The organism is Streptomyces tubercidicus, from assembly GCF_027497495.1.
Classification (GTDB): domain Bacteria; phylum Actinomycetota; class Actinomycetes; order Streptomycetales; family Streptomycetaceae; genus Streptomyces; species Streptomyces tubercidicus.
Window position 1 is genome coordinate 7,590,042 of the sequence record NZ_CP114205.1, and the last position, 18,347, is coordinate 7,608,388.

General features: G+C 72.0%; 14 protein-coding genes and 1 pseudogene. 4 read left to right on the plus strand and 11 right to left on the minus strand.

Going from position 1 to position 18,347, the window contains the following annotated elements:
* Positions 1 to 41 precede the first annotated feature (41 nt).
* The 3 genes from STRTU_RS33245 to STRTU_RS33255 form a co-directional block, all read right to left on the minus strand.
* Positions 42 to 482 carry a hypothetical protein gene (locus STRTU_RS33245; protein WP_167539283.1) on the minus strand — a complete coding sequence of 147 codons (441 nt, stop codon included), beginning with the start codon at positions 480 to 482 and terminating at the stop codon, positions 42 to 44.
* A 227-nt stretch (positions 483 to 709) separates the two neighbouring features.
* The gene (locus STRTU_RS33250; RefSeq protein ID WP_159748794.1) at positions 710 to 1,690 is read right to left on the minus strand and encodes a hypothetical protein; all 981 of its coding nucleotides are present in this window, start codon (positions 1,688 to 1,690) and stop codon (positions 710 to 712) included.
* Between the two features lie 132 nt (positions 1,691 to 1,822).
* Positions 1,823 to 3,286, minus strand: coding sequence for an amino acid permease (locus STRTU_RS33255; protein ID WP_159748795.1), 1,464 nt, complete (start codon positions 3,284 to 3,286; stop codon positions 1,823 to 1,825).
* A gap of 772 nt (positions 3,287 to 4,058) precedes the next feature.
* Between STRTU_RS33255 and STRTU_RS33260 the strand changes: the two genes are divergently transcribed.
* On the plus strand, positions 4,059 to 5,435 hold the full coding sequence (locus STRTU_RS33260) for an NAD-binding protein (RefSeq protein WP_159748796.1): 1,377 nt from the start codon (positions 4,059 to 4,061) through the stop codon (positions 5,433 to 5,435).
* A gap of 71 nt (positions 5,436 to 5,506) precedes the next feature.
* Here STRTU_RS33260 and STRTU_RS36235 read toward each other — a convergent pair whose 3' ends face one another.
* From STRTU_RS36235 to STRTU_RS33280, 5 genes and pseudogenes are all read right to left on the minus strand, one after another.
* Entirely contained in the window at positions 5,507 to 6,991 is a 1,485-nt protein-coding gene (locus STRTU_RS36235) for an ATP-binding SpoIIE family protein phosphatase (protein ID WP_371873695.1), read from the minus strand.
* A gap of 283 nt (positions 6,992 to 7,274) precedes the next feature.
* A pseudogene (locus tag STRTU_RS36240) lies at positions 7,275 to 7,973 on the minus strand (PAS domain-containing protein); the annotation flags it as partial.
* A gap of 38 nt (positions 7,974 to 8,011) precedes the next feature.
* Positions 8,012 to 9,658 carry a helix-turn-helix domain-containing protein gene (locus STRTU_RS33270; protein WP_167539284.1) on the minus strand — a complete coding sequence of 549 codons (1,647 nt, stop codon included), beginning with the start codon at positions 9,656 to 9,658 and terminating at the stop codon, positions 8,012 to 8,014.
* A gap of 147 nt (positions 9,659 to 9,805) precedes the next feature.
* Positions 9,806 to 10,969 carry an acyltransferase family protein gene (locus STRTU_RS33275; RefSeq protein WP_246241586.1) on the minus strand — a complete coding sequence of 388 codons (1,164 nt, stop codon included), beginning with the start codon at positions 10,967 to 10,969 and terminating at the stop codon, positions 9,806 to 9,808.
* Positions 10,966 to 11,247, minus strand: coding sequence for a hypothetical protein (locus STRTU_RS33280; RefSeq protein WP_269777417.1), 282 nt, complete (start codon positions 11,245 to 11,247; stop codon positions 10,966 to 10,968). Before STRTU_RS33280 ends, STRTU_RS33275 begins: the two co-directional genes overlap by 4 nt.
* A 200-nt stretch (positions 11,248 to 11,447) precedes the next feature.
* On the opposite strand from STRTU_RS33280, the gene STRTU_RS33285 reads away from it, so the two are divergent.
* Positions 11,448 to 12,281: an undecaprenyl-diphosphate phosphatase gene (locus tag STRTU_RS33285; RefSeq protein WP_159748797.1), complete on the plus strand. Its 834-nt coding sequence runs from the start codon at positions 11,448 to 11,450 to the stop codon at positions 12,279 to 12,281.
* A gap of 101 nt (positions 12,282 to 12,382) precedes the next feature.
* On the plus strand, positions 12,383 to 13,759 hold the full coding sequence (locus STRTU_RS33290) for a PP2C family protein-serine/threonine phosphatase (protein ID WP_159748798.1): 1,377 nt from the start codon (positions 12,383 to 12,385) through the stop codon (positions 13,757 to 13,759).
* 327 nt (positions 13,760 to 14,086) lie between these two features.
* Here STRTU_RS33290 and STRTU_RS33295 read toward each other — a convergent pair whose 3' ends face one another.
* Both STRTU_RS33295 and STRTU_RS33300 read right to left on the minus strand, forming a co-directional pair.
* Positions 14,087 to 14,914 (minus strand): hypothetical protein, encoded by an 828-nt coding sequence (locus tag STRTU_RS33295; protein WP_159748799.1) that lies wholly within the window; start codon positions 14,912 to 14,914, stop codon positions 14,087 to 14,089.
* A complete protein-coding gene (locus STRTU_RS33300; RefSeq protein ID WP_159748801.1) occupies positions 14,914 to 16,188 on the minus strand; it encodes a VWA domain-containing protein in 1,275 nt (424 codons plus the stop codon). Before STRTU_RS33300 ends, STRTU_RS33295 begins: the two co-directional genes overlap by 1 nt.
* 456 nt (positions 16,189 to 16,644) lie before the next feature.
* On the opposite strand from STRTU_RS33300, the gene STRTU_RS33305 reads away from it, so the two are divergent.
* Positions 16,645 to 17,502, plus strand: coding sequence for a fumarylacetoacetate hydrolase family protein (locus tag STRTU_RS33305; protein WP_159748803.1), 858 nt, complete (start codon positions 16,645 to 16,647; stop codon positions 17,500 to 17,502).
* On the opposite strand, the gene STRTU_RS33310 is transcribed toward STRTU_RS33305, so the two are convergent.
* Entirely contained in the window at positions 17,499 to 18,320 is an 822-nt protein-coding gene (locus STRTU_RS33310) for an IclR family transcriptional regulator (protein WP_159748805.1), read from the minus strand. The genes STRTU_RS33305 and STRTU_RS33310 overlap by 4 nt on opposite strands.
* Between the last annotated feature and the right edge of the window lie 27 nt (positions 18,321 to 18,347).

Genomic DNA, 18,347 nt, shown 5'->3' on the forward strand with positions numbered 1-18,347 from the left:
CCCCGATGCGGGGAGGGGTGGACGCATGCGGCCGGGCCGGCTCAGCAGCGCAGGATGGCCACGCGCTTCGGTGATGCGGGGACGGCGGCGGTGACGACGGCCGTGGCGGCGGCGTTCTCCGCCGCGCCGATGGCCTGCTCCAGGAGGGAGTCGCCGAGGGCCTTGCCGCCGGCGCCCGTCGGGATCTGATGGCGGAGATGGCAGGCCGATGCATCGCACTTACGCCGGACGCCGCTGCCCGGATGCTTTCCGCCGCCCTCGGTGGACGCCAGCACAGGGCCCGCCGGATTACAGGGCCGTTCGGCCGGGACGGACACGGCGGGAGCGCCGCCGCGGGGAGGGCAGCCGCCGGCCTCGGGCATCAGCTCTTCGCAGCAGCCGGAGCTGAGCGAGGCGTGCAGCAGGGCCAGTAACACGAGCAACATCAGCACGCGCCAGCCGCCAGATGCCGCGGTGCGGCCGGTGCTGACGGTGTTGCGCATGCGAATCTCCCAACCCTCTTCCAGGAGGGGATCCCCTGGAAGGGGTCAGGGCACGCCAGATACACCGCAAGAGGCGACAAAACCACTCGATCCGGCTATCTGCTCGCACGCGCGCACCGCCCTTCGCGCGCGTGGCCGCCAAGGCGTGGTGAGTCACCGACCGATGCTGCCCGTCAGCGCCGTCAGCGCCGTCAGCGCCGTCAGCGCCGTCAGCGCCGTCAGCGTGGTTAGCGCCGTCCGCCCGTCGCACCGCCGTCGGCGTCGCCGCTCGCATAGCGGCCGTGGAAGTGCGAGTACCGTTCCAGCGCCTCGCCGTCCATGCTCCATGGCCAGGGGGTCACCACCCCGCCGGTGGCGCGCAGCGCGGTGCCGGCCTCGGTCGTCCGGCCGGCCTTGATCAGGGCGTAGGCCAGCAGGTTGAGATCGGCCAGGGCCGCCGCGTGGGTCAGGAACCCCTGGCCCGGCCAGTAATGCGCCGCATGGTCAAGGGCCTTGGCGGCGTCGGGGCGCCGCCAGATCTCTCCGGCGCCGAGCGCCATCAGACCGCCGCCGGCGACCGCCCGCTGGTGGCTGCCGATGAGCGCGGTGAGTTCCAGACCGGCGGCGGGGGCGTCGGGCGGCATGGCGGCGCGGACGCCGTCGAGCAGATCCAGGACCAGCGCGCTGGAGCCGCATTCGTCCGGCGACAGATACCCCAGAGCCTGCAGATGTGCCTCGCGGTTCCATGGATCGCGGGCCTTGATCTCGCGCCAGATCGCCGACAACTCCGTGGAGGGGCGCTGCTGCAGGCGGAGCGCGGCCAGGTACAGGGTCCAGGGGGTGGGGTCGGCGGGGAGCAGTTCGGCCGCGAGCCGGCAGGTCTCAAGGGTGTCGTTCAGATCGACGCCGGATCCCTGTTGCCGGGCCTGCAACAACTCCGACCAGGCGTGAAGCAGCAAGGCGTTCTGATTCTGCGGGTTGTGCTGCCGCCAGATGCCGGGCAGGGACCGTCCCGCGGAACGGGCCAGCACCGCCACCCGGTGGGCCTTGCGGTCCCAGTCCTGCCCGGCCTCGTTGATCACCTCCGCCATCGAGGCCATCACGGCGGTATCGAGCGAACCACGAGACCAGCACGTCTCGACGCGGCGCCGAACCTGTCCCAGTGTGTGGTCGTCGAGCTCGGGGACCAGACGGGGACGGCTGCCTTTGCGGCGTCTGAAGACGGGCATCTGATCGGGGGGCCTTCCGTTGGTGGGTCGCATGCGGAGCGGGGCAGGGGCGCCGTGGGGAGGGCACCCCCAGGCGAGACTACGGGCAGGGGTATGCATAGGCATACCCCTGCCCGTATGGCAGGACGTCGGTCAGTGAGCGGTGAGGCTCTCCTTCTCGACGGTGTTGCGGCCGAGCCGGTCGCGGACCAGGGAGACCGCGACCACCACGATGGCGAGCAGCACCGACAGCAGGACCTGGATCCGGCCGCCGCCCTCGCTGTCGTCGGTGAGCATGTAGACCAGCACGAACGAGATCATCGCGATCGTCGCCCAGGTCAGATACGGGAAGAGCCACATCCGGACGACCAGCTTGTCCGGGTTCTCGCGGAGGATGATCCCGCGCATCCGCAGCTGGGAGAAGCAGATGACCAGCCAGACGAAGAGCGCGACCGCGCCGGAGGAGTTCAGCAGGAACTGGAAGACCGTGTCCGGCCACAGGTAGTTGAAGCCGACCGCGATGAAGCCGAAGAGGACGGAGGCCAGGATCGCGGCCTGCGGGACGCCACGGGAGTTCGTCCGGGCGAAGGCCCTCGGGGCGTCGCCGCGCTGGCCGAGCGAGAAGGCCATCCGGGAGGCGGTGTAGAGGCCGGAGTTGAGGCAGGAGAGCACCGCGGTCAGCACGATGACGTTCATGATCTGGCCGGCGTGCGGGATGCCTATGGAGTCCAGGGCCGCGACGTACGAGCCCTTCTTGGCGATCGACGGGTCGTTCCACGGCAGCAGGGAGACGACCACGAGGATCGAGCCGAGGTAGAAGATCCCGACTCGCCAGATGACGCTCTTGGTGGCCTTGGTGACCGCGCGCTGCGGGTCCTCGGACTCACCGGCCGCGAGGGTGACGATCTCGCTGCCCATGAAGGAGAAGACGACCATCAGCACGCCGGTGAGGATCGCGCTGGGCCCGTTCGGCAGGAAGCCGCCATGGGAGGTGAGGTTGGCGAAGCCGGTGGCCGCGTTGTCGGAGCCGGGCAGCACACCGAAGATCGCCAGACCGCCGAGGGCGATGAAGGCGGCGATGGCGACGACCTTGATGCCCGCGAACCAGAACTCGAACTCACCGAACGAGGCGACCGAGGCCAGGTTGGTGGCGGTGAGGACGACCATCACGATCAGCGCCCAGGCCCACTGCGGGACGGCCGGGACCCAGCTGGTGAGGATGGCGGCGCCGGCGGTCGCCTCCACGGCGAGCACCACGACCCAGAAGAACCAGTACAGCCAGCCGATCGAGAAACCGGCCCAGCGTCCGAGCGCCCGGTCCGCGTAGGCGGAGAACGAGCCGGAGGTCGGGTTGGCGGCCGCCATCTCCCCGAGCATCCGCATCACGAACACGACCAGCGCGCCGACCAGGGCGTACGACAGCAGGATGCCGGGGCCCGCCGCGGTGATGCCGGAGGCGGATCCCACGAAGAGGCCGGCGCCGATGACCCCACCCACGGCGATCATGGACAGATGGCGGTTCTTGAGGCCCGACTGCAGACCCGACTGCTGCGGAGACTGCCCGTGCCCCGGCGGAGCGGGCGGGGCGGCCACGGGGCTGGGGGGAGGTGTAGTCATCTTCGACATCCATTGAGGGTTGGAGGGGTCATGCATGTGGTGACTGCTGGGATCGCCTCGGTAGCCGGACGCACGACAGGGCCGGGTGCAGGTGGTGGCGATCATGGCCCTGACGAAGTGCGAAGACGCAGCGAGTGGGCCGTGGCCTTCCGATGCCTGCGCGGGTGGGGGAGCGCTCCTTTGCGCCACCGCGCTACTGCCCGTCCTCCTCGTGAGAGGTGAGGCGCATCACGTCCGGATTGGGATTTGCGTAAGCGTATGTGGCGGTGCGCGGCGGCGTATTTGTGAGAGTGGACAAATTCGGCCCGGATGGCTGTCCGTTCGGCTAATGCGCAGGGCCGGAACGGAGGGTCTGCTTCCGGGGCGCGCGGCGCTCGGGTGCGCGCCGGTACTCGCCGCGTCCGTCCCGGCGGACAGCGGCGCGGACGCTGGTGCGGACGGACAACGCCGTCACCGAAGCCTTGGCCGACCCAACAGCCGCCCCGGACCGCCCGCGCCCTAGCGTGAGTTCGGCCCTGGGGCCTGGCGACAGGCCCCGCCGCCGGCCGACGAGCAAGGGGACTCCATGGCCACCCTTCCCTCCGCCCGACAGACCCGGACCGTCGCGACGACCGCACCCTCGCCCACACCACCAGGGGTGGACGACCGCCGCGCGTCGGAGGGCGGAATGCCATGTGAACGGAGCGGTGAACCTCCGGAGTTGCACGCGGCCGAGCCACTGGGTGAATCCGGAGAGAACGGTGTAAATCCGTCAGATCGGGACACTCGGATCGTGGTGATCGGCGCGACGACGCTCGCGCGCCGGGTCTGTGCCTCCTTGAAGGAGAGCGGAAACCCGGTCGACCACCTTGCCGCGCCGGACGACCAGGACCTCCGCCGGGCGCTCGCCGTACCCCCGTCCGGCATCGCGGTCCTGGTGGGCGACGATCTGTCCGCGCTGCGCTACGCCCTCGCCGTACGCCATGTCTGCGACACCGTCCGGATCGTGGTCACCGTCTTCGACCGCACCGTCGCGCAGCAGCTCCGCTTGCTGCTGCCCGACTGTGTGCCGGTTTCGCCCGCCGACCTCCTGGCGCCGACGCTGGCCGGTCTGTGCGTCGACCCCGACGCACTGGCCGTATGGGACGAGGGGCAGGGCGCGGTGGCGGTCCGCCCGCAGGAGGACCGGCTGGTGGCGGCGGCATGGCGGGCGAGCCCGGCGGCCCGGCGGCGGGCGGTGCTGGGACGGCTGCGGGGGCAGTTGCAGCCCCACGACGCGGACGCCCGCCTGCTGCTCATCGGGCTGCTGGGCATCGTGACCGTACTGGTCCTGGACTGGATCTGGCTGGTGGGCGCGTTCCACAAGCCGGTCAGCACCGCTTTCCTGGAGGCCGCCCGGGTCGTGGCGGGGGTGGGGCCGGCCGCGCCGCACGACGGCCATCCCGGGTACGAGGTGGTGTCCGGGGTGGCGATGCTGGTGACGGTGGGATTCACCGCCCTGCTGACCGCGGGCATCGTGGACCGGATGTTCGGCCCGCGGCTGGTCGGGGTCCTCGGGCCGCGGGTGCTGCCGCGTGCCGGGCACGTCATCGTGGTGGGGCTGGGGCAGGTCGGCCTGCGGCTGTGCCAGACCCTGCGGCAGCTGGGGGTCCCGGTCGTCGGGGTCGAGCGCGAACCGGCCGCCCCGAACCTGCGTCTCGCGCGGTCGATGGGGATACCCGTGGTGCTGGCGCACGGCGAGGACCGCGAGGTCCTGGCGCGGCTCGGCCTCGGGCGGGCCGGCGCGCTCGCCGCCGTCGGCTCCCATGAGCTGGACAACATCGCCGTGGCGGTCGCCGCCCACGGTGTGGCACCGGACGTCCGGGTGGTGCTGCGGGCCGGTGAGGACGAGGCGACCGCCGAGACCCGCGCGCTGCTTCCGCTCGGGCTGACCCGCGACATCGTCCGGACCAGCGCGGCCTTCGTGACCGCCCAGCTGACCGCCGAGCGGGCCGGTGCGGCGCCGCGCCGCGTGGTGGCCGGTGCCGACTGCGACTATGTCGAGCTGCCCGGACGCGGTCTCGTCGGATGGCCCGTCGCGGCCGGGGACGACTGCGGCCATGTGCCCGGCGGGGGCGAACGGGACGGGGGCCGGAGTGTGCTCGGGGCGCAACGCCCAGAAGCTGGGTGAGCGCGGGGCCCGTGAGGTGCCCGCCCGGGGCCGTCCGACGGGCCGCCGACCGTTCCTCGACCCCGCCCGCCTCAGTCCACCTCGTCGCCGGCGCCCGCCTCGGACGGCATGCTCTGCTCGGTCCAGATGATCTTGCCGGTCGGGGTGTAACGGGTACCCCAGCGCCGGGTGAGCTGCGCGACGATGAACAGTCCGCGGCCGCCTTCGTCGGTGGTACGGGCGTGGCGCAGGCGCGGCGAGGTGCTGCTCGTATCGGAGACCTCGCAGATCAGGGCGTCCTGCCGGATCAGCCGCAGGGTGATCGGCGCGGTGGCGTGGCGGATCGCGTTGGTGACCAGTTCGCTGACGATCAGCTCCGTGGTGAACAGCAGATCGTCCATGCCCCACTCCGCCAGCTGCCGGGCGGCGAGGCCACGGGCGGTGCCGACCTCGGCCGGGTCGCAGGTCAACTCCCAGGAGGCGACCTGTTGTGCGTCCAGGGCGTGGGTCCGGGCGAGGAGCAGCGCGGCGTCGTCGGACGGCGGGCCGGTCAGCAGGCTCTTGATCACATTCCCGCCGACGTCCTTCAGCGTCTCCCCGGGCATCGCGAGGGCACCGCTCAGCCGGGACAGCCCGACCTCGATGTCCCGGTCGCGGGTCTCGATCAGCCCGTTGGTGTAGAGCGCGATCAGGCTGCCCTCGGCCACCTCCAGCTCGACGGCTTCAAAGGGCAGCGACCCGAGGCCCAGCGGAGGTCCGGCGGGCAGGTCCGGGCAGTCCACGGCGCCGTCAGGGCCGACGATCAGCGGCGGCAGATGGCCGGCCCGCGCCATGCCGCACCGCCTGCTGACCGGGTCGTAGACGGCGTACAGACAGGTGGCGCCCATGAACGTCGAGGCCACGCTCGGGTTCCCGGCGTCCGCCGCCGGGTCGGCACCATGCGTCTTGACCAGGCCGATGACCAGGTCGTCCAGGCGGGCCAGCAGCTCATCGGGAGGCAGATCCAGGTTCGCCAGTGTGCGGACGGCGGTCCGCAGCCGCCCCATGGTGGCCGCGGCGTTGATGCCGTGGCCGACCACATCCCCGACGACCAGGGCGACCCGCGCCCCGGACAGCGGAATCACATCGAACCAGTCGCCGCCCACCCCGCTCGGCGCGTCCGCCGGGAAGTACCACGACGCCACCTCCAGCGCGGACCCTCCGGTCAGCTCGTGCGGCAGCAGATTCTGCTGCATCACCCGGGCCGCGGCGCGCTCGCGGGTGAAACGGCGCGCGTTGTCGACGCACACCGCGGCCCGCGCGACCAGCTCCTCGGCCAGCTGTACGTCGTCCGCCGCGAAGGGCCCCAGACGGCGGGACCGGAAGAAGGTCGCCGCGCCCAGGGTGATGCCACGGGCCTGCACCGGTGCCACCATCACCGAGCGGAACCCGAATTCCCGGATGACGGCGGCCCGCACCGGGTCCTCGGTGACCCAGGCGCTGGTGGTGAGGTCCAGGACCGGCTCCACCAGGGACTCGCCCTTGAGCAGACAGCGGGCGATCGGTGACGTGGGGGACCGCTGGACGGTTTCCCCCACGGCCAGACCGGCCTCCGGGCAGCCCTCGTGGACCGCAGCGGCGCATGGTGGGGGTGCTGTCGACCGGCCCGGGAACCGGTTCCTCGCCCCTGAGCACCGAATCCAGCAGATCGACGGCGACGAAGTCGGCGAGCGCCGGCACCGCGACATCCGCCAGTTCCTGTGCGGTCCGGGTGACATCGAGCGTGCTGCCGATCCGGACGCTGGCGTCGTTCAGCAGGGCCAGTCGTTCCTGGGCCCGCCAGCGCTCGGTGACGTCGATGACCATGTACCAGAGACCGATACGCCGGCCCCGGGGGTCCGACAGCCCGAAGAAGGACGCCGAATAGGCGCGCTCCTGGTGCGGGTCCGCATAGGTGGGGCTGCGGAATTCGTAGTCCATGACGGGCGACCCGGTCCGCAGGACCCGTCGCATCCGTTCCTCGAACGCCTCGGCCTCCAGCCTCGGCAGTATCTCGTTCACCTGCTTCCCGAGCCGCTGTTCCAGGGGGATCAGCCGCTCCAGTACGTCGTTCACCCAGACGTACCGCAGCTCGGTGTCGAGGACGGCCATACCGACCGGCGCGTGCGCCAGAAACGGTTCGAGCATCAGCTGGTTCACCCCGGCGCCCGGCACCCGCCACTCCGCCATGGCGAGGACGGACCACCGCTCCGGGCCCGCGCCGTCGAGAACGGGCGTGACCTGCACCGCCAGCTGCACCTCCCGGCCGTCCCGGTGGCGCGCCGCGAGCGAGCCGCCCCAGCCGTCGCCCGAACGGCACCAGCGCGCCACGGAGGCCGCCCGCACCTCGTCGCCCGGTAGTGCCAGCAGCTCCGTGGCGGGGTGGTGGAGGATGTCCCGGGCCGGATAGCCGAGCAGCCGCTCCGCCGCCCGGGTCCAGGCCACGACCCGTCCTTGTCCGTCCAGTTCGGCGGTGGCCGCCTTCGCGATATCGCACGCGCGGTCCGAGCCACCAGGCAGGGCATTCTCCGCACTCATCATCGCCAGTCCGTCAGCTCAATGGAGCAATATCGACCAGTTTAGGAGAATTGTTGACTATCGGCGGGCGGCAGCCGCAGCTGGAGCATGGCCAGCAGCCGCTGATCCGGGCGGCTGAGGTCGAGGCCGGTCAGATCCTCGGCCCGCCGGATCCGGTAGCGCAGCGTGTTGGGGTGCACATGCAGCTCGGCGGCGGCGGCCCGTACGTCACCGAAGGCGTTCAGATAGGCCAGCACGGTCTCGGCCAACTGCCCCTGATTGCGGCTGTCGTGGGTGATCAGGGCGGTCAGCCGGGGGTCGCGCATCTCGGGGTGCGCGGACAGCAGCGCCAGCACCTCGCTGACCAGTACCTCCGCCTGGATGTCCGGCAGCGCGGCGACCGTGGTGGCGACCCCGACGCTCAGCATGGCGTCAAGGATCCGGTCCGCCTCCCGGCGCGATTCGGGGATCTCCCCGAGCCCCGGCACGATGCAGCCGACGGAGCCGCGCAGCGACAGCCCCAGGTGGCGGCCGGCGGCGTCGGCGATCTCCTGTCCCCAGCCGCGCAGTGTGCCGGTGTCGATGCTGCGCGGCAGCTGCGGCAGCAGCACGTAGAGCCGCGCGTCGACCTGGGTGACCACGGCGCTGCGGTGCCGGGCCGCGGTGTGCACCGAGATCAGGTTGCTGACCTCGCCGCGGGTCAGCTCCGGTGGGGTGGCCTCGGCCGTCCCGTACGAGAAGCCCAGGACGGCGGCCGGGCGGGCGGCGTCCAGGGCCAGATGGTTCGCCAGCGGCTGCGGCCCGGTGCTGCCCTCCAGCAGTCCGGCCGCCAGCGTACGGGTCAGCGTCAGATCGGCGGAGAGCTCCCGGCGGCGGCGCACCAGATGCAGTGCGGCGACCCGGGCCGCGCCCAGCAGCGCCTGGTCCGCGCGCTCGGACAGCGGTGCCGAGCCCTCCTGCACCCAGATGACGCCCAGCTGCCGCTCCCCGGACCGGATGGCCACCGCGAGCCGCCGCCGGATCCCCAGCTCCGGGTGGGCGTCGATATTGATCACGTCGTCCGAGGTGCGCAGCCGCTGGAACACGCCCCACTCGCGCAGCCGCGACAGATACGCCTCCGGGCCGTGCCAGCCCAGAATGGACCGCCGCCGCAGATCATCGACCTCGTCGTCATCGGCCGAGCGGGAGTAGGCCAGCACGCGGTTGGCGGTGTCCTCGATGCTGACGATGCCGCCGGTGAGGATGGCGGTGGTCTGGGCGAGCGCGAACAGATCGCCCTCCTCGGCCCCCTCGCCGGGGCGCCCCTGCGGCGCACTCTCCAGCGCCGCACGGGCCAGCGCGTCCACCTGCTCCCAGCGCGCCTCGGCCCGTACGGACAGCAGCGCGATGCCCGCCTCCACGGCGGTCGCGCTGAGCGCCGCGGCCTGCCCGGGGGTGTCCAGCTTGACCGCCACGGCGGTGGCTCCGTCGCGTCCACCGGCCCGCAGCGCGGGGAATGCCGCGCGACCCCGTGCGCCTATGGCGAGGATCAGCTCCCCGGGGTGCGCCATCGGCGGGTCCTCGGGGTCGAGCAGCGCGACGCTGCGGATCTCGACGTCCAGCCCGTCCGGCGCGGCCTGCAGCTCCACCAGCGGCTCGCCCAGCGACATCAGCAACTGGCGCAGGGTGATGCCCGTACGGGGTGGCGGTGCCGCGGCGGCTGGATCCATGATCGGCGCCTCTGCAGGGTTCGGGTGGCCGGGGCTCATCGGGCTGCTGGCCATCGCGCAGGACTTTCGATCAGGTGAGGTCACGTACTCGACCGGCTCGGGATGGAGCTATTACCGCAGGTATGAGCCACGCCAACAGTACTGATGCTATCCGCCGCGGCCCTCGGTGGCCGGGGAGGCGCCGGTCCCGGCCTTGGCCCGGAACGCCCAGGTCATCTTCGGCTCCATCACGCAGCGGAACACCCGCTGCACCGGCGGTGTGCACAGCAGTGTCACGACCGCCCCGGCGATGACGGTGACGACGACGGCGCCCCACGGGGTGCGGACCCAGCCGACGTCGTACCAGTCCCACCAGCGGGAGCCCTTGGCGAGGAAACCGTGCAGCAGATAGCCGTAGAGCGTGCCGGCGCCCAGCGCGGTGCACCACATCCGGCGGCCCGGCACCCAGGCCAGGAAGCACGCCGTCAGCACCAGCGAGCAGCCGAACATGGCCAGCTGCATCAGGGCCCCACCCCACCAGGGAGCGCCCAGCGTCTCGGCGCTGTCGGTGTGGTAGAACCAGGCGTCGTTCATACGGGGCACGGCCCAGTACGCGAAGACCAGCGCCCCGGCGAGGACGGGCACCGCGGCGATCCGCACCTTCCAGCGGCGCACCAGGCTGAAGTGCTCCGCTTTCAGACACATGCCGAGGACGAAGAACGGCAGGAATTGCAGGACCCGCTGGAGGTCCAGGTCGGTGCCGAGGTCCGGGGACGCGGACGCCGCCATGGCGATCACCAGAGCCACCGGCAGCGGCCAGCGCATGATCCGCCACAGCGGTGCGGTGAGCCGCCAGATGAACAGCGCCGCCAGGAACCAGGTGAGGAACCACGGGTCCAGCAGGCTGACCGTGAAACTCGGGATGTCACCGGCCCAGTACCGGAAGAGCGCGAAGGCCGTCTGGAAGACGACGAACGGGACGGCGACGCCGGTGACCAGCCGCTGCAGCCGGTCGCGGCGCATATCGAAACTGCGCGAGAAATAGCCGGAGATGACGGTGAAAGCCGGCATATGGAAGGCGTAGACGAAGAGATAGAGCGACGCCGCACTCCGGCTGCCGTGGTAGTACGGCTCCCAGGCGTGCCCGAGCGCCACCAGGACGATGGCCAGGTACTTGGCGTTGTCGAAGAAGGCGTCGCGCTGTTTGGCCGGGGCGGGCGGCGCCGCTTCGCCCGAGGTGCCGCCGGGGTGGCGCGCCGGGGTGGCGGGCGGCCGGGCGGGGGCGATCGAGTCGGTGTCCTGCCGGGCGGAGGTCCGGGGAGAGGGGATCACGACACGGCCTCCCAGTGGTCCGTCGGCCGCCGTGGCCCTCTTGCCGTTGCGGTGGGGGCGATGGCCTTGGCGATCACGGTGAGCGGCATACCGGCTCCTCGGGTGGACTGCTGCGGGACGGGTGAGGTACTTTGCCTCCCCTGGTCGTCTACAGAGCTGTAGACCTTCGGTGAACTGTAGACGACCGGGATGTGCGGGGCGCACCCCGGTCCGGCAGCGGAGAGGCCGGCGGCATGGCTCAATGCCCGGCCGTCCGCGCCCTGTTCACCGTTGGCCACGAGCTGCGTTCATCCGTATCGGATCCCGGCGGCCCGCCGCCACCCGATGTTGCCGTCGTGAGTCATCTCTCGCCGGCCGGGCACGCCTGCGAGGTGGGCCGAGGCGGCGCCACGGCGGCCCGCGGAACGGCGTCCTCCGGCCGGTCCGCGAGCACACCAGTACAGTCACAGCCTCACGTCCACCACCGGGAATGGAACCCATGAGCGCGATCAGCATCGGCCAGGCCGTCGTCCTCGGAGCCGTCGAGGGGGTGACGGAATTCCTTCCGGTCTCCTCCACCGGCCACCTCAAGATCGCCGAAGGTCTGATGGGTATCCCCGTCAACGACAAGACCGTTGTCGCGTTCTCCGCGGTCATCCAGGTCGGCGCGATCGCCGCGGCCCTCGCCTACTTCTTCAAGGACATCGTGCGCATCATGCGCGCCTGGTTCCGCGGACTGCGCGACCGTGAGGAGCGGTACCACCACGACTACAAGTTCGCCTGGTGGGTGATCTACGCCACCCTTCCGATCGTCGTCGTCGGCCTGGCCGCCAAGCCGCTGATCGAAGGCCCGCTCGCCTCGCTCTGGGTGGTGGCCGGTTCGCTGATCGTCGGCAGCGGTGTGATGTGGGCAGCGGACCGAAGGGGGCGCCACAAGCGCGGGGAGGACGACACCTCGCTCAAGGACGCCATGTGGGTCGGCTGCTCACAGATCCTCGCCCTGCTGTTCCCCGGCTTCTCCCGCTCGGGCGCGACCATGTCCACCGCCCTCCTGCTCGACCTGGAGCGCGTCGCGGCCACCCGGCTGTCTTTCTTCCTCGGCATCCCCGCCCTCACCGGCGCCGGGATCTACGAGCTGAAGGACGCCATCGGCACCGGAGCGGCCGTCGCACCGCTGGCCGTCGGCACCGTCATCTCCTTCGGCGTCGCCTACGCCTCGATCGCCTGGCTGCTGAAGTTCGTGGCCAAGCACACCTTCAACTCCTTTGTCCTCTACCGGATCCTCGTCGGCGCGCTGCTCTTCGGGCTGCTGGGCGCGGGCGTCCTCAGCTGACGGTCACCAGGAGGCCGGCCGGCCGTGGCTCTCGGCCGCACGGGGGACCGGCGCGGGCGCCGCGCCGGGCCGAGCTGCCGGCTTGCTGATGGTATGGGTGCATGAGGAGCGCCCCGCTCGCGGCGGGGCGCAGTGCCCTGGAGGTGGCCTTGTCGAACCGGGATGGCGAGGAGGCGGACCGGGCACGCGCAGCGGCGGACCGGCATCGCGCGGAGGCGGACCGGGACGCCGAACAGGCCGGCGTACTGGCCCGTCTGCACACGGTGGAAGAGGCCGCCGAGCAGATCGGCACGACCCTGGACGAGCAGACCATCTGCGTCGAGCTGGCCCGGTTCCTGTGCCGGCACCTGTGTGACGCGGCGGCGGTGGACCTGCTCACCAGACAGGGCAACGGGGCACGGACCCCGTCCCCGGCGGCGCTCAGCCGCGTCGCCACGGCAGGTCTGGTCAAGGTCCTGGAGGCGCGGTTCCCGGACGAGGGGCCGGGACGGCCCGAGGACGCCGCCCCCGCGGCGCGGGCGCTGGCCGAGGGGCGCCCGGTCACCGCGGCGGCGGTTCTGCCGGGCGGCCGCTCCGCCGAGGCCGTCGCGGCGCCTCTGCTGGCGTACGGCCGTCGCTACGGCGCCCTGCTCGCCCTGCGCGCGGGGGGCAGCTTCTCCGGGCACGAGACCGCCACCGTGCACCACCTGGCACATCTCACCGCCACCCGGCTCGCCCACGCCCGCCGGTACACCGCCGTACAGCGCACCGCGATGGACCTCCAGCGGGCGCTCCTCGCGGAGCCGGGCCGGCCGCATCCCAACCTGGACCTGGCCACCCGCTATCTGCCGTCCGGCACCAGCGCCCTGGTGGGCGGGGACTGGTTCGAGACGGTGCGGCTCCACTACGGGCGCACCCTGCTCGTCATGGGCGATGTCATGGGGCACGGCCTCGACGCGGCGGTCGATATGAACGCCTACCGCTCCCACCTCCGCTATGTCGCCTCGACCGATCTGCCGCCCCATCGGGTCCTGCGGCAGCTCGACTCCGCCGTGGCCGGGGAGGAGGCCCGCCGGCCGGCGACCTGCCTGCTGGCCAGGGTCGATCCGGCGCGCGGGATCGCCGCGTTCGCCAGCGCGGGCCATCTGCCCCCGGCCGTCATCGGCCCGGACGGCGCCGCCGGTCTGGTCGACGTCCCGGTCGGCCCGCCGCTGGGCACCGGGGTAGGGGGCTACGAACTCGTCACCCGCGCCCTCACACCCGCGGAAACTCTGCTGATGTTCACCGACGGGCTCGTCGAACGGCGTGGCGAGGACATCGACGCCTCCCTGTCCCGGCTGGCCCGGATGCGGCTGTCCGCCGGGGCCGGCGTGGAGCAGACGCTGGACGAGGTCCTGCTCCGCCTGGACGGACTGCATGCCGAGGACGATGTCGCGGTCCTCGCCGCACGGATCCGCGAGCATCCGGGCGTGGAAACGGCCGTAACGGTGGAGAGTTGAGGCCGGAGTCACGGGCACGGGGCCTTCGCCGCGATGAGCCGGGGCCCGTCCTGCGAGGAGCCGGAGCCCGTCGCTGCGACGCATCCGGAAGTCGGCTGAACGCTCCTGCCGCGCGGTGCGTATCTCAGGGTGAGCCGAGGGATTTTCCCCGATTCCCGGCTCGGCCCCGGTTTTGCCTGTGAACCAGGGCCGAGCGGCCGCTCCGCCCCTGCTACCCCCTGGCAGAGGCGGAGCGACCGCCCACCTGTAGGTGCCGGGCTGCCCGACCCTTCCCCGCGCCCGGTACGCGGGGCGGCCACGGCCCGATGCCCCGGCCGCCCCGTTCGGTCAGGCGCCCGGCGGCAGGTGTGACGGGCGGCCGGAGCCCCGGGTGAAGCGGTAACCGGCGAGACCGGCGAGGGCCGCGAGCACCCCGCCCACGGCGGTCCAGATCCAGCGGTCGGACCAGCCGCCCGAGGACCAGCCGCCGTCCGGCTCACCGAACGCGGCGGCCGTTCCGGGAGCGGCGCTCTCCTCGGCTTCCGGTGTCGCGGTGGCGCCGCCCGGCACCAGCGGCGCGGCGAGGCTGCCGTCCACCGCGTGCGCACCGCCCATGTCGGCAACAGTGGCGTCGACCGCGGCGCGCACCGGCAGACCCAGATCGTCCTTCCGCAGGTCGGCGACGGTCAGCCGGATGTAGTAGCTGCCCGGCAGCGGGTCGTTCGCCCACGGTTCCGCCCAGGCACGAACCGTGCGCAGGGTGCAGGACAGTTCGACGGTCCCGGCGTCCGGCGCCGCCGTCCTGGTCTGCGCACCGTACTGACACGCCTGGCGGCGGCGCAGCCCGTCGTAGACATCGAGCTGCCAGGTGGCGGCACCGTGCCGGGCGGCCTCCGGGAGCGTCACCTTGGCCTTCACGGTGGCGCGCTGTCCGGCGTCCACGGGCACCACCCAGTAGAGGTAGTCGCCGGTGGAGGCATCGGCCGTGGCCTGCTGGTCCGGCTTGATGGCGGTCGCCGTACGGAAGGAGGTACCGGCCTCGGTCGGCGCGGCCGCCTCCGCATCGGCCCCGGCGCTCGCGCTGGGGGAGGGGCTGTCGGCGACGGCGGTTCCCGCCAGGCCGAGCAGCGCCGCGCCCGCGAGCACGGCCGTCGTCAGTGTGCGTAGGGTGCGCATCAGTTGGTCCTCCAGACGGTGACACGCCAACGGGAGATCCAGCCCCACACCAGACCGGCCAGCAGCCCGATGAGCACCAGCGCGCCCAGGAACCACCAGCCGTGGCCGAGGCCGAAGAAGGCCGCGTCGGAGCCGTCGCTGGGGCCGTCCACCAGGTCAACGGTCAGCTCGACCGGCAGGCCCGGGTCGGTCTTGACCGAGGCGGGCGCCGAGAAGGAGTTGCTGACCTGAAGGCAGACGGTCTCCGTCGCGGGCTTGTCCGTATCGTCCGAGGACGTGAGGGGTGCCTTGGGATAACGCAGCCCGGACGAGATCACATCCGTACGGCCATCGCCCGCCTCCGCACCGCGGACGATCTCCCGGCCGTGCACGGTCGAGGCGCGCAGCAGAATCCCGTAGTCGTTGTTGACCGCACGGTCGGCGGCGATACTCGCCGAGGCCCGCAGCTCCTGGCCGGGCTTGACCGCCACCCGGTACCAGCGGTGCTCGGCGAACTTCTCACGGTCGGTGTAGACACCGGGCTTGAGCTCCGGCGCGCCGGTGCACTGCTGGGCCCCCTCGGCCGGTTTCGGGGTGACCACGGGACGGGCCGCACGGTCCACCAACTGGTGTACGCGGTCCCGGAGTTCCTTGGTGTGCTTGACCGAGGTGTAGGTACCGCCGGTCGCCTCCGCGATACAGCTCAGCTGGTTGCGGGTCTTGGCGTCCGGCAGCAGGCCGAGGGTGTCGACGGTGAGATGGATGCCCTTGGCCGCGATGTCCCGCGCCACCTGGCAGGGGTCGAGCGGGGCGCAGGTGTCCTCGCCGTCCGTGATGAGGACGATCCGGCGGCTCCCGTCGCCGCCCTTGAGGTCGTCGGCCGCGCCCAGCAGCGCGGGTCCGATGGGCGTCCAGCCGGTCGGGGCGAGCGTGGCCACCGCGGTCTTCGCCTCGGTCCGGTCGAGCGGTCCGACAGGGTAGAGCTGGCGGGTGTCCCTGCAGCCGACCTTGCGGTCCTCGCCGTGGTAGTTGGCGCCGAGGGTACGGATGCCGAGCTGGACGTCGTCCGGTACGGCGTCCAGGACTTCGTTGAACGCCTGCTTCGCCGCGGCCATCCGGCTCTGGCCGTCGATGTCCCGCGCCCGCATCGAGCCGCTGACATCGAGCGTCAACTCGACCTTGGGGGAAGACTTCGCCGCCGGTTCTCCGGCGGCGGCAGGTGTGGGGAGCAGCCCGACGGCTATCGCGGCGAGCAGGCCGCACACCCCGGCCGCCAGCCGTTTTCTAGTGATCATTGCGGGATCGTATGGAGAAACGCCCCGCACTCCAAAACGGCCTCAAGGGCGGTGCGGGGAGAGGCCGGTGGCCCGGCCCGGCTGCCGACGGTGCCGGAGTCCGGAACGCCGCCCGCCCTCCCCCGAGGCGTCGTCCGAACCGCCCGGGGCTTCCCTGTTTTCCAGGGGATCCGGCTCATTGCGGGCGACGGGTGATCTCACGTACCGTCAACACACTGCGTCTCACTGGCTGGTGTCGCGTCCCAATTATTGGGACACGCCTTGTTGTTGAGGAGTAAATCATGTCATGGACCGCCCAGGGATGGGGTCGGGACGCGGATCCCTCGTATTCGTTTGCGCAGTGCCCGGTGTCATAGGCCCTACGGCGCACACGTCACCGGCCCGGACTCGACGGCCGCATCTGCCGAGTGCCCCGCCGCACCCGCGACGGGGCGCCGTACCGCCCTGGAGAGCCCCATGTATCTGGCCACCCTCACCCATCAGGGGCGCGACCGGCTCGCCGGCCGGCTCGCCCCCCAGGATCCCTGGCGGCTGGCACCGCCCCATATGTCCCTCGGTGAGGTCATCGCCGGCGGCACCCTGCCGTGGTCATGGGGCCAACTGCCCACCGGAGCAGACCTGGTGCCGGCCCTGCCGTACCGGCCGGGAGCGCTGTACGGAGTCGGGCTGAACTACCCGGACACCATCGAGGAGCGAGGCGGAAAACGCCCCACCGAACCCTGCCTCTTCCCCAAGCTCTCCTCCAGCGTCATCGGCAGCGGCGAGGCGGTCGTCATCGACCCGGAAGTCACCCAACGCGTCGACTGGGAAACGGAGTTGGCCGTCATCATCGGCACCGAGGCCCGGCAGGTGCCCGAGGCGGACGCGCTGCGCCACGTCTTCGGCTACACCGTCGCCAACGACATCTCCGCCCGCGATCTGCAGGAGCGCGACGGCCAGTGGCTGCGGGGCAAGGGGCTGGACACCTTCTGCCCCTTCGGGCCGGTGCTGGTCACGGCGGACGAGATCCCCGACCCGCAGCGGCTGCGGATCCGCACCCGGCTCAACGGCGAGACGGTGCAGGACGGTTCGACGGCCGACATGGTCTTCGGGGTCCCGGCGCTGATCGCCTATCTCAGCCGGTTCTTCACCCTGCGGCCCGGCGATGTGGTGCTGACCGGTACCCCGGCGGGCAGCGGCGACTTCATGCGGCCACGGCGTGCCCTGCGGCCCGGCGACCTCCTGGAGTCGGAGGTGGAGGGCATCGGGCGGCTGACCAATCCGGTACGGAGCAGCGTGCCCGACGGCGCCGGGGCGTGCGTCGCCGTGTCTTAGGGCCTGCCGTTCGGCAAGTAGCCCAGTTTCGAGGAGAGTTCACGGCATACCTGTGCCACCACCGGCCCGTAGGTCGGCACCAGCGGCGCCATGCGTTCGGCCACACCGGCCACGCTGACGCAGGCGACCGGCATCCCGGTGTGGTCGTAGACCGCGGCGCCGCAGCAGCAGCTGGACTCGTCGAAGTCCCGCAGGTCCTGGGCCCAGCCACGCTCCCGGGTGCGCTCGATCTCGGCATGCACGTCCGAGACGGTGGCCGCGGACACTGGGGACAGCGGGTCGCGGATCAGCTCGATCAGGGTGTCCTCCAGCTTCTGCTGGGGCAGCGCCGCCAGATAGGCGCGGCCCAGCGAGCTGGAGTGCAGGGGGCGGGAGGCGCCCGGCTCGGCGGTCACCACGGCCGGCCGGGTGCCGCGCTCGCGGTGGACGAACACCATGGTCAGGCCGTTGGGTACGCCAAGGCTGACGGTTTCCTGAGTGAGCTCGGCGAGCTTGCGCAGCGCGGGCGCCGCGGTGTCGCGCAGCGTGGTTGAGGTCACCGCAGCGGACGCCAGCCGGACCGCCGTCGGCCCCAACTGCCACTGACCCGCGGCCGGGGTGTGGGTCAGCCAGCCCTGCTCCTCCAGGCGGTCGACGAGACGGTAGGCCGTACTCCGGGTCAGCCCGAGCGCCTGGGCGATCTCCGGAGTCGAGACACCGCGGTTGCCCGCGACATGGGTCAGGATCGCCAGCCCCCGGTCCAGCGCGCCCGCGGCCCGCTCACCCGGACCGCCGCCCGTGGAGGTCCGGCCGGTCCCCGGCGCCACTGACTCGCTCATCGTCGCCCTCGGCCCTTCCGGTACGCG

Coding starts and splice junctions, on each gene's coding strand:
- STRTU_RS33255 (WP_159748795.1), bottom strand. CDS start 3,286: ATGACTACACCTCCCCCCAGCCCCGTGGCCGCCCCGCCCGCTCCGCCG.
- STRTU_RS33245 (WP_167539283.1), bottom strand. CDS start 482: ATGCGCAACACCGTCAGCACCGGCCGCACCGCGGCATCTGGCGGCTGG.
- STRTU_RS33270 (WP_167539284.1), bottom strand. CDS start 9,658: ATGGATCCAGCCGCCGCGGCACCGCCACCCCGTACGGGCATCACCCTG.
- STRTU_RS33305 (WP_159748803.1), top strand. CDS start 16,645: ATGTATCTGGCCACCCTCACCCATCAGGGGCGCGACCGGCTCGCCGGC.
- STRTU_RS33285 (WP_159748797.1), top strand. CDS start 11,448: ATGAGCGCGATCAGCATCGGCCAGGCCGTCGTCCTCGGAGCCGTCGAG.
- STRTU_RS33290 (WP_159748798.1), top strand. CDS start 12,383: ATGAGGAGCGCCCCGCTCGCGGCGGGGCGCAGTGCCCTGGAGGTGGCC.
- STRTU_RS33310 (WP_159748805.1), bottom strand. CDS start 18,320: ATGAGCGAGTCAGTGGCGCCGGGGACCGGCCGGACCTCCACGGGCGGC.
- STRTU_RS33300 (WP_159748801.1), bottom strand. CDS start 16,188: ATGATCACTAGAAAACGGCTGGCGGCCGGGGTGTGCGGCCTGCTCGCC.
- STRTU_RS33250 (WP_159748794.1), bottom strand. CDS start 1,690: ATGCCCGTCTTCAGACGCCGCAAAGGCAGCCGTCCCCGTCTGGTCCCC.
- STRTU_RS33295 (WP_159748799.1), bottom strand. CDS start 14,914: ATGCGCACCCTACGCACACTGACGACGGCCGTGCTCGCGGGCGCGGCG.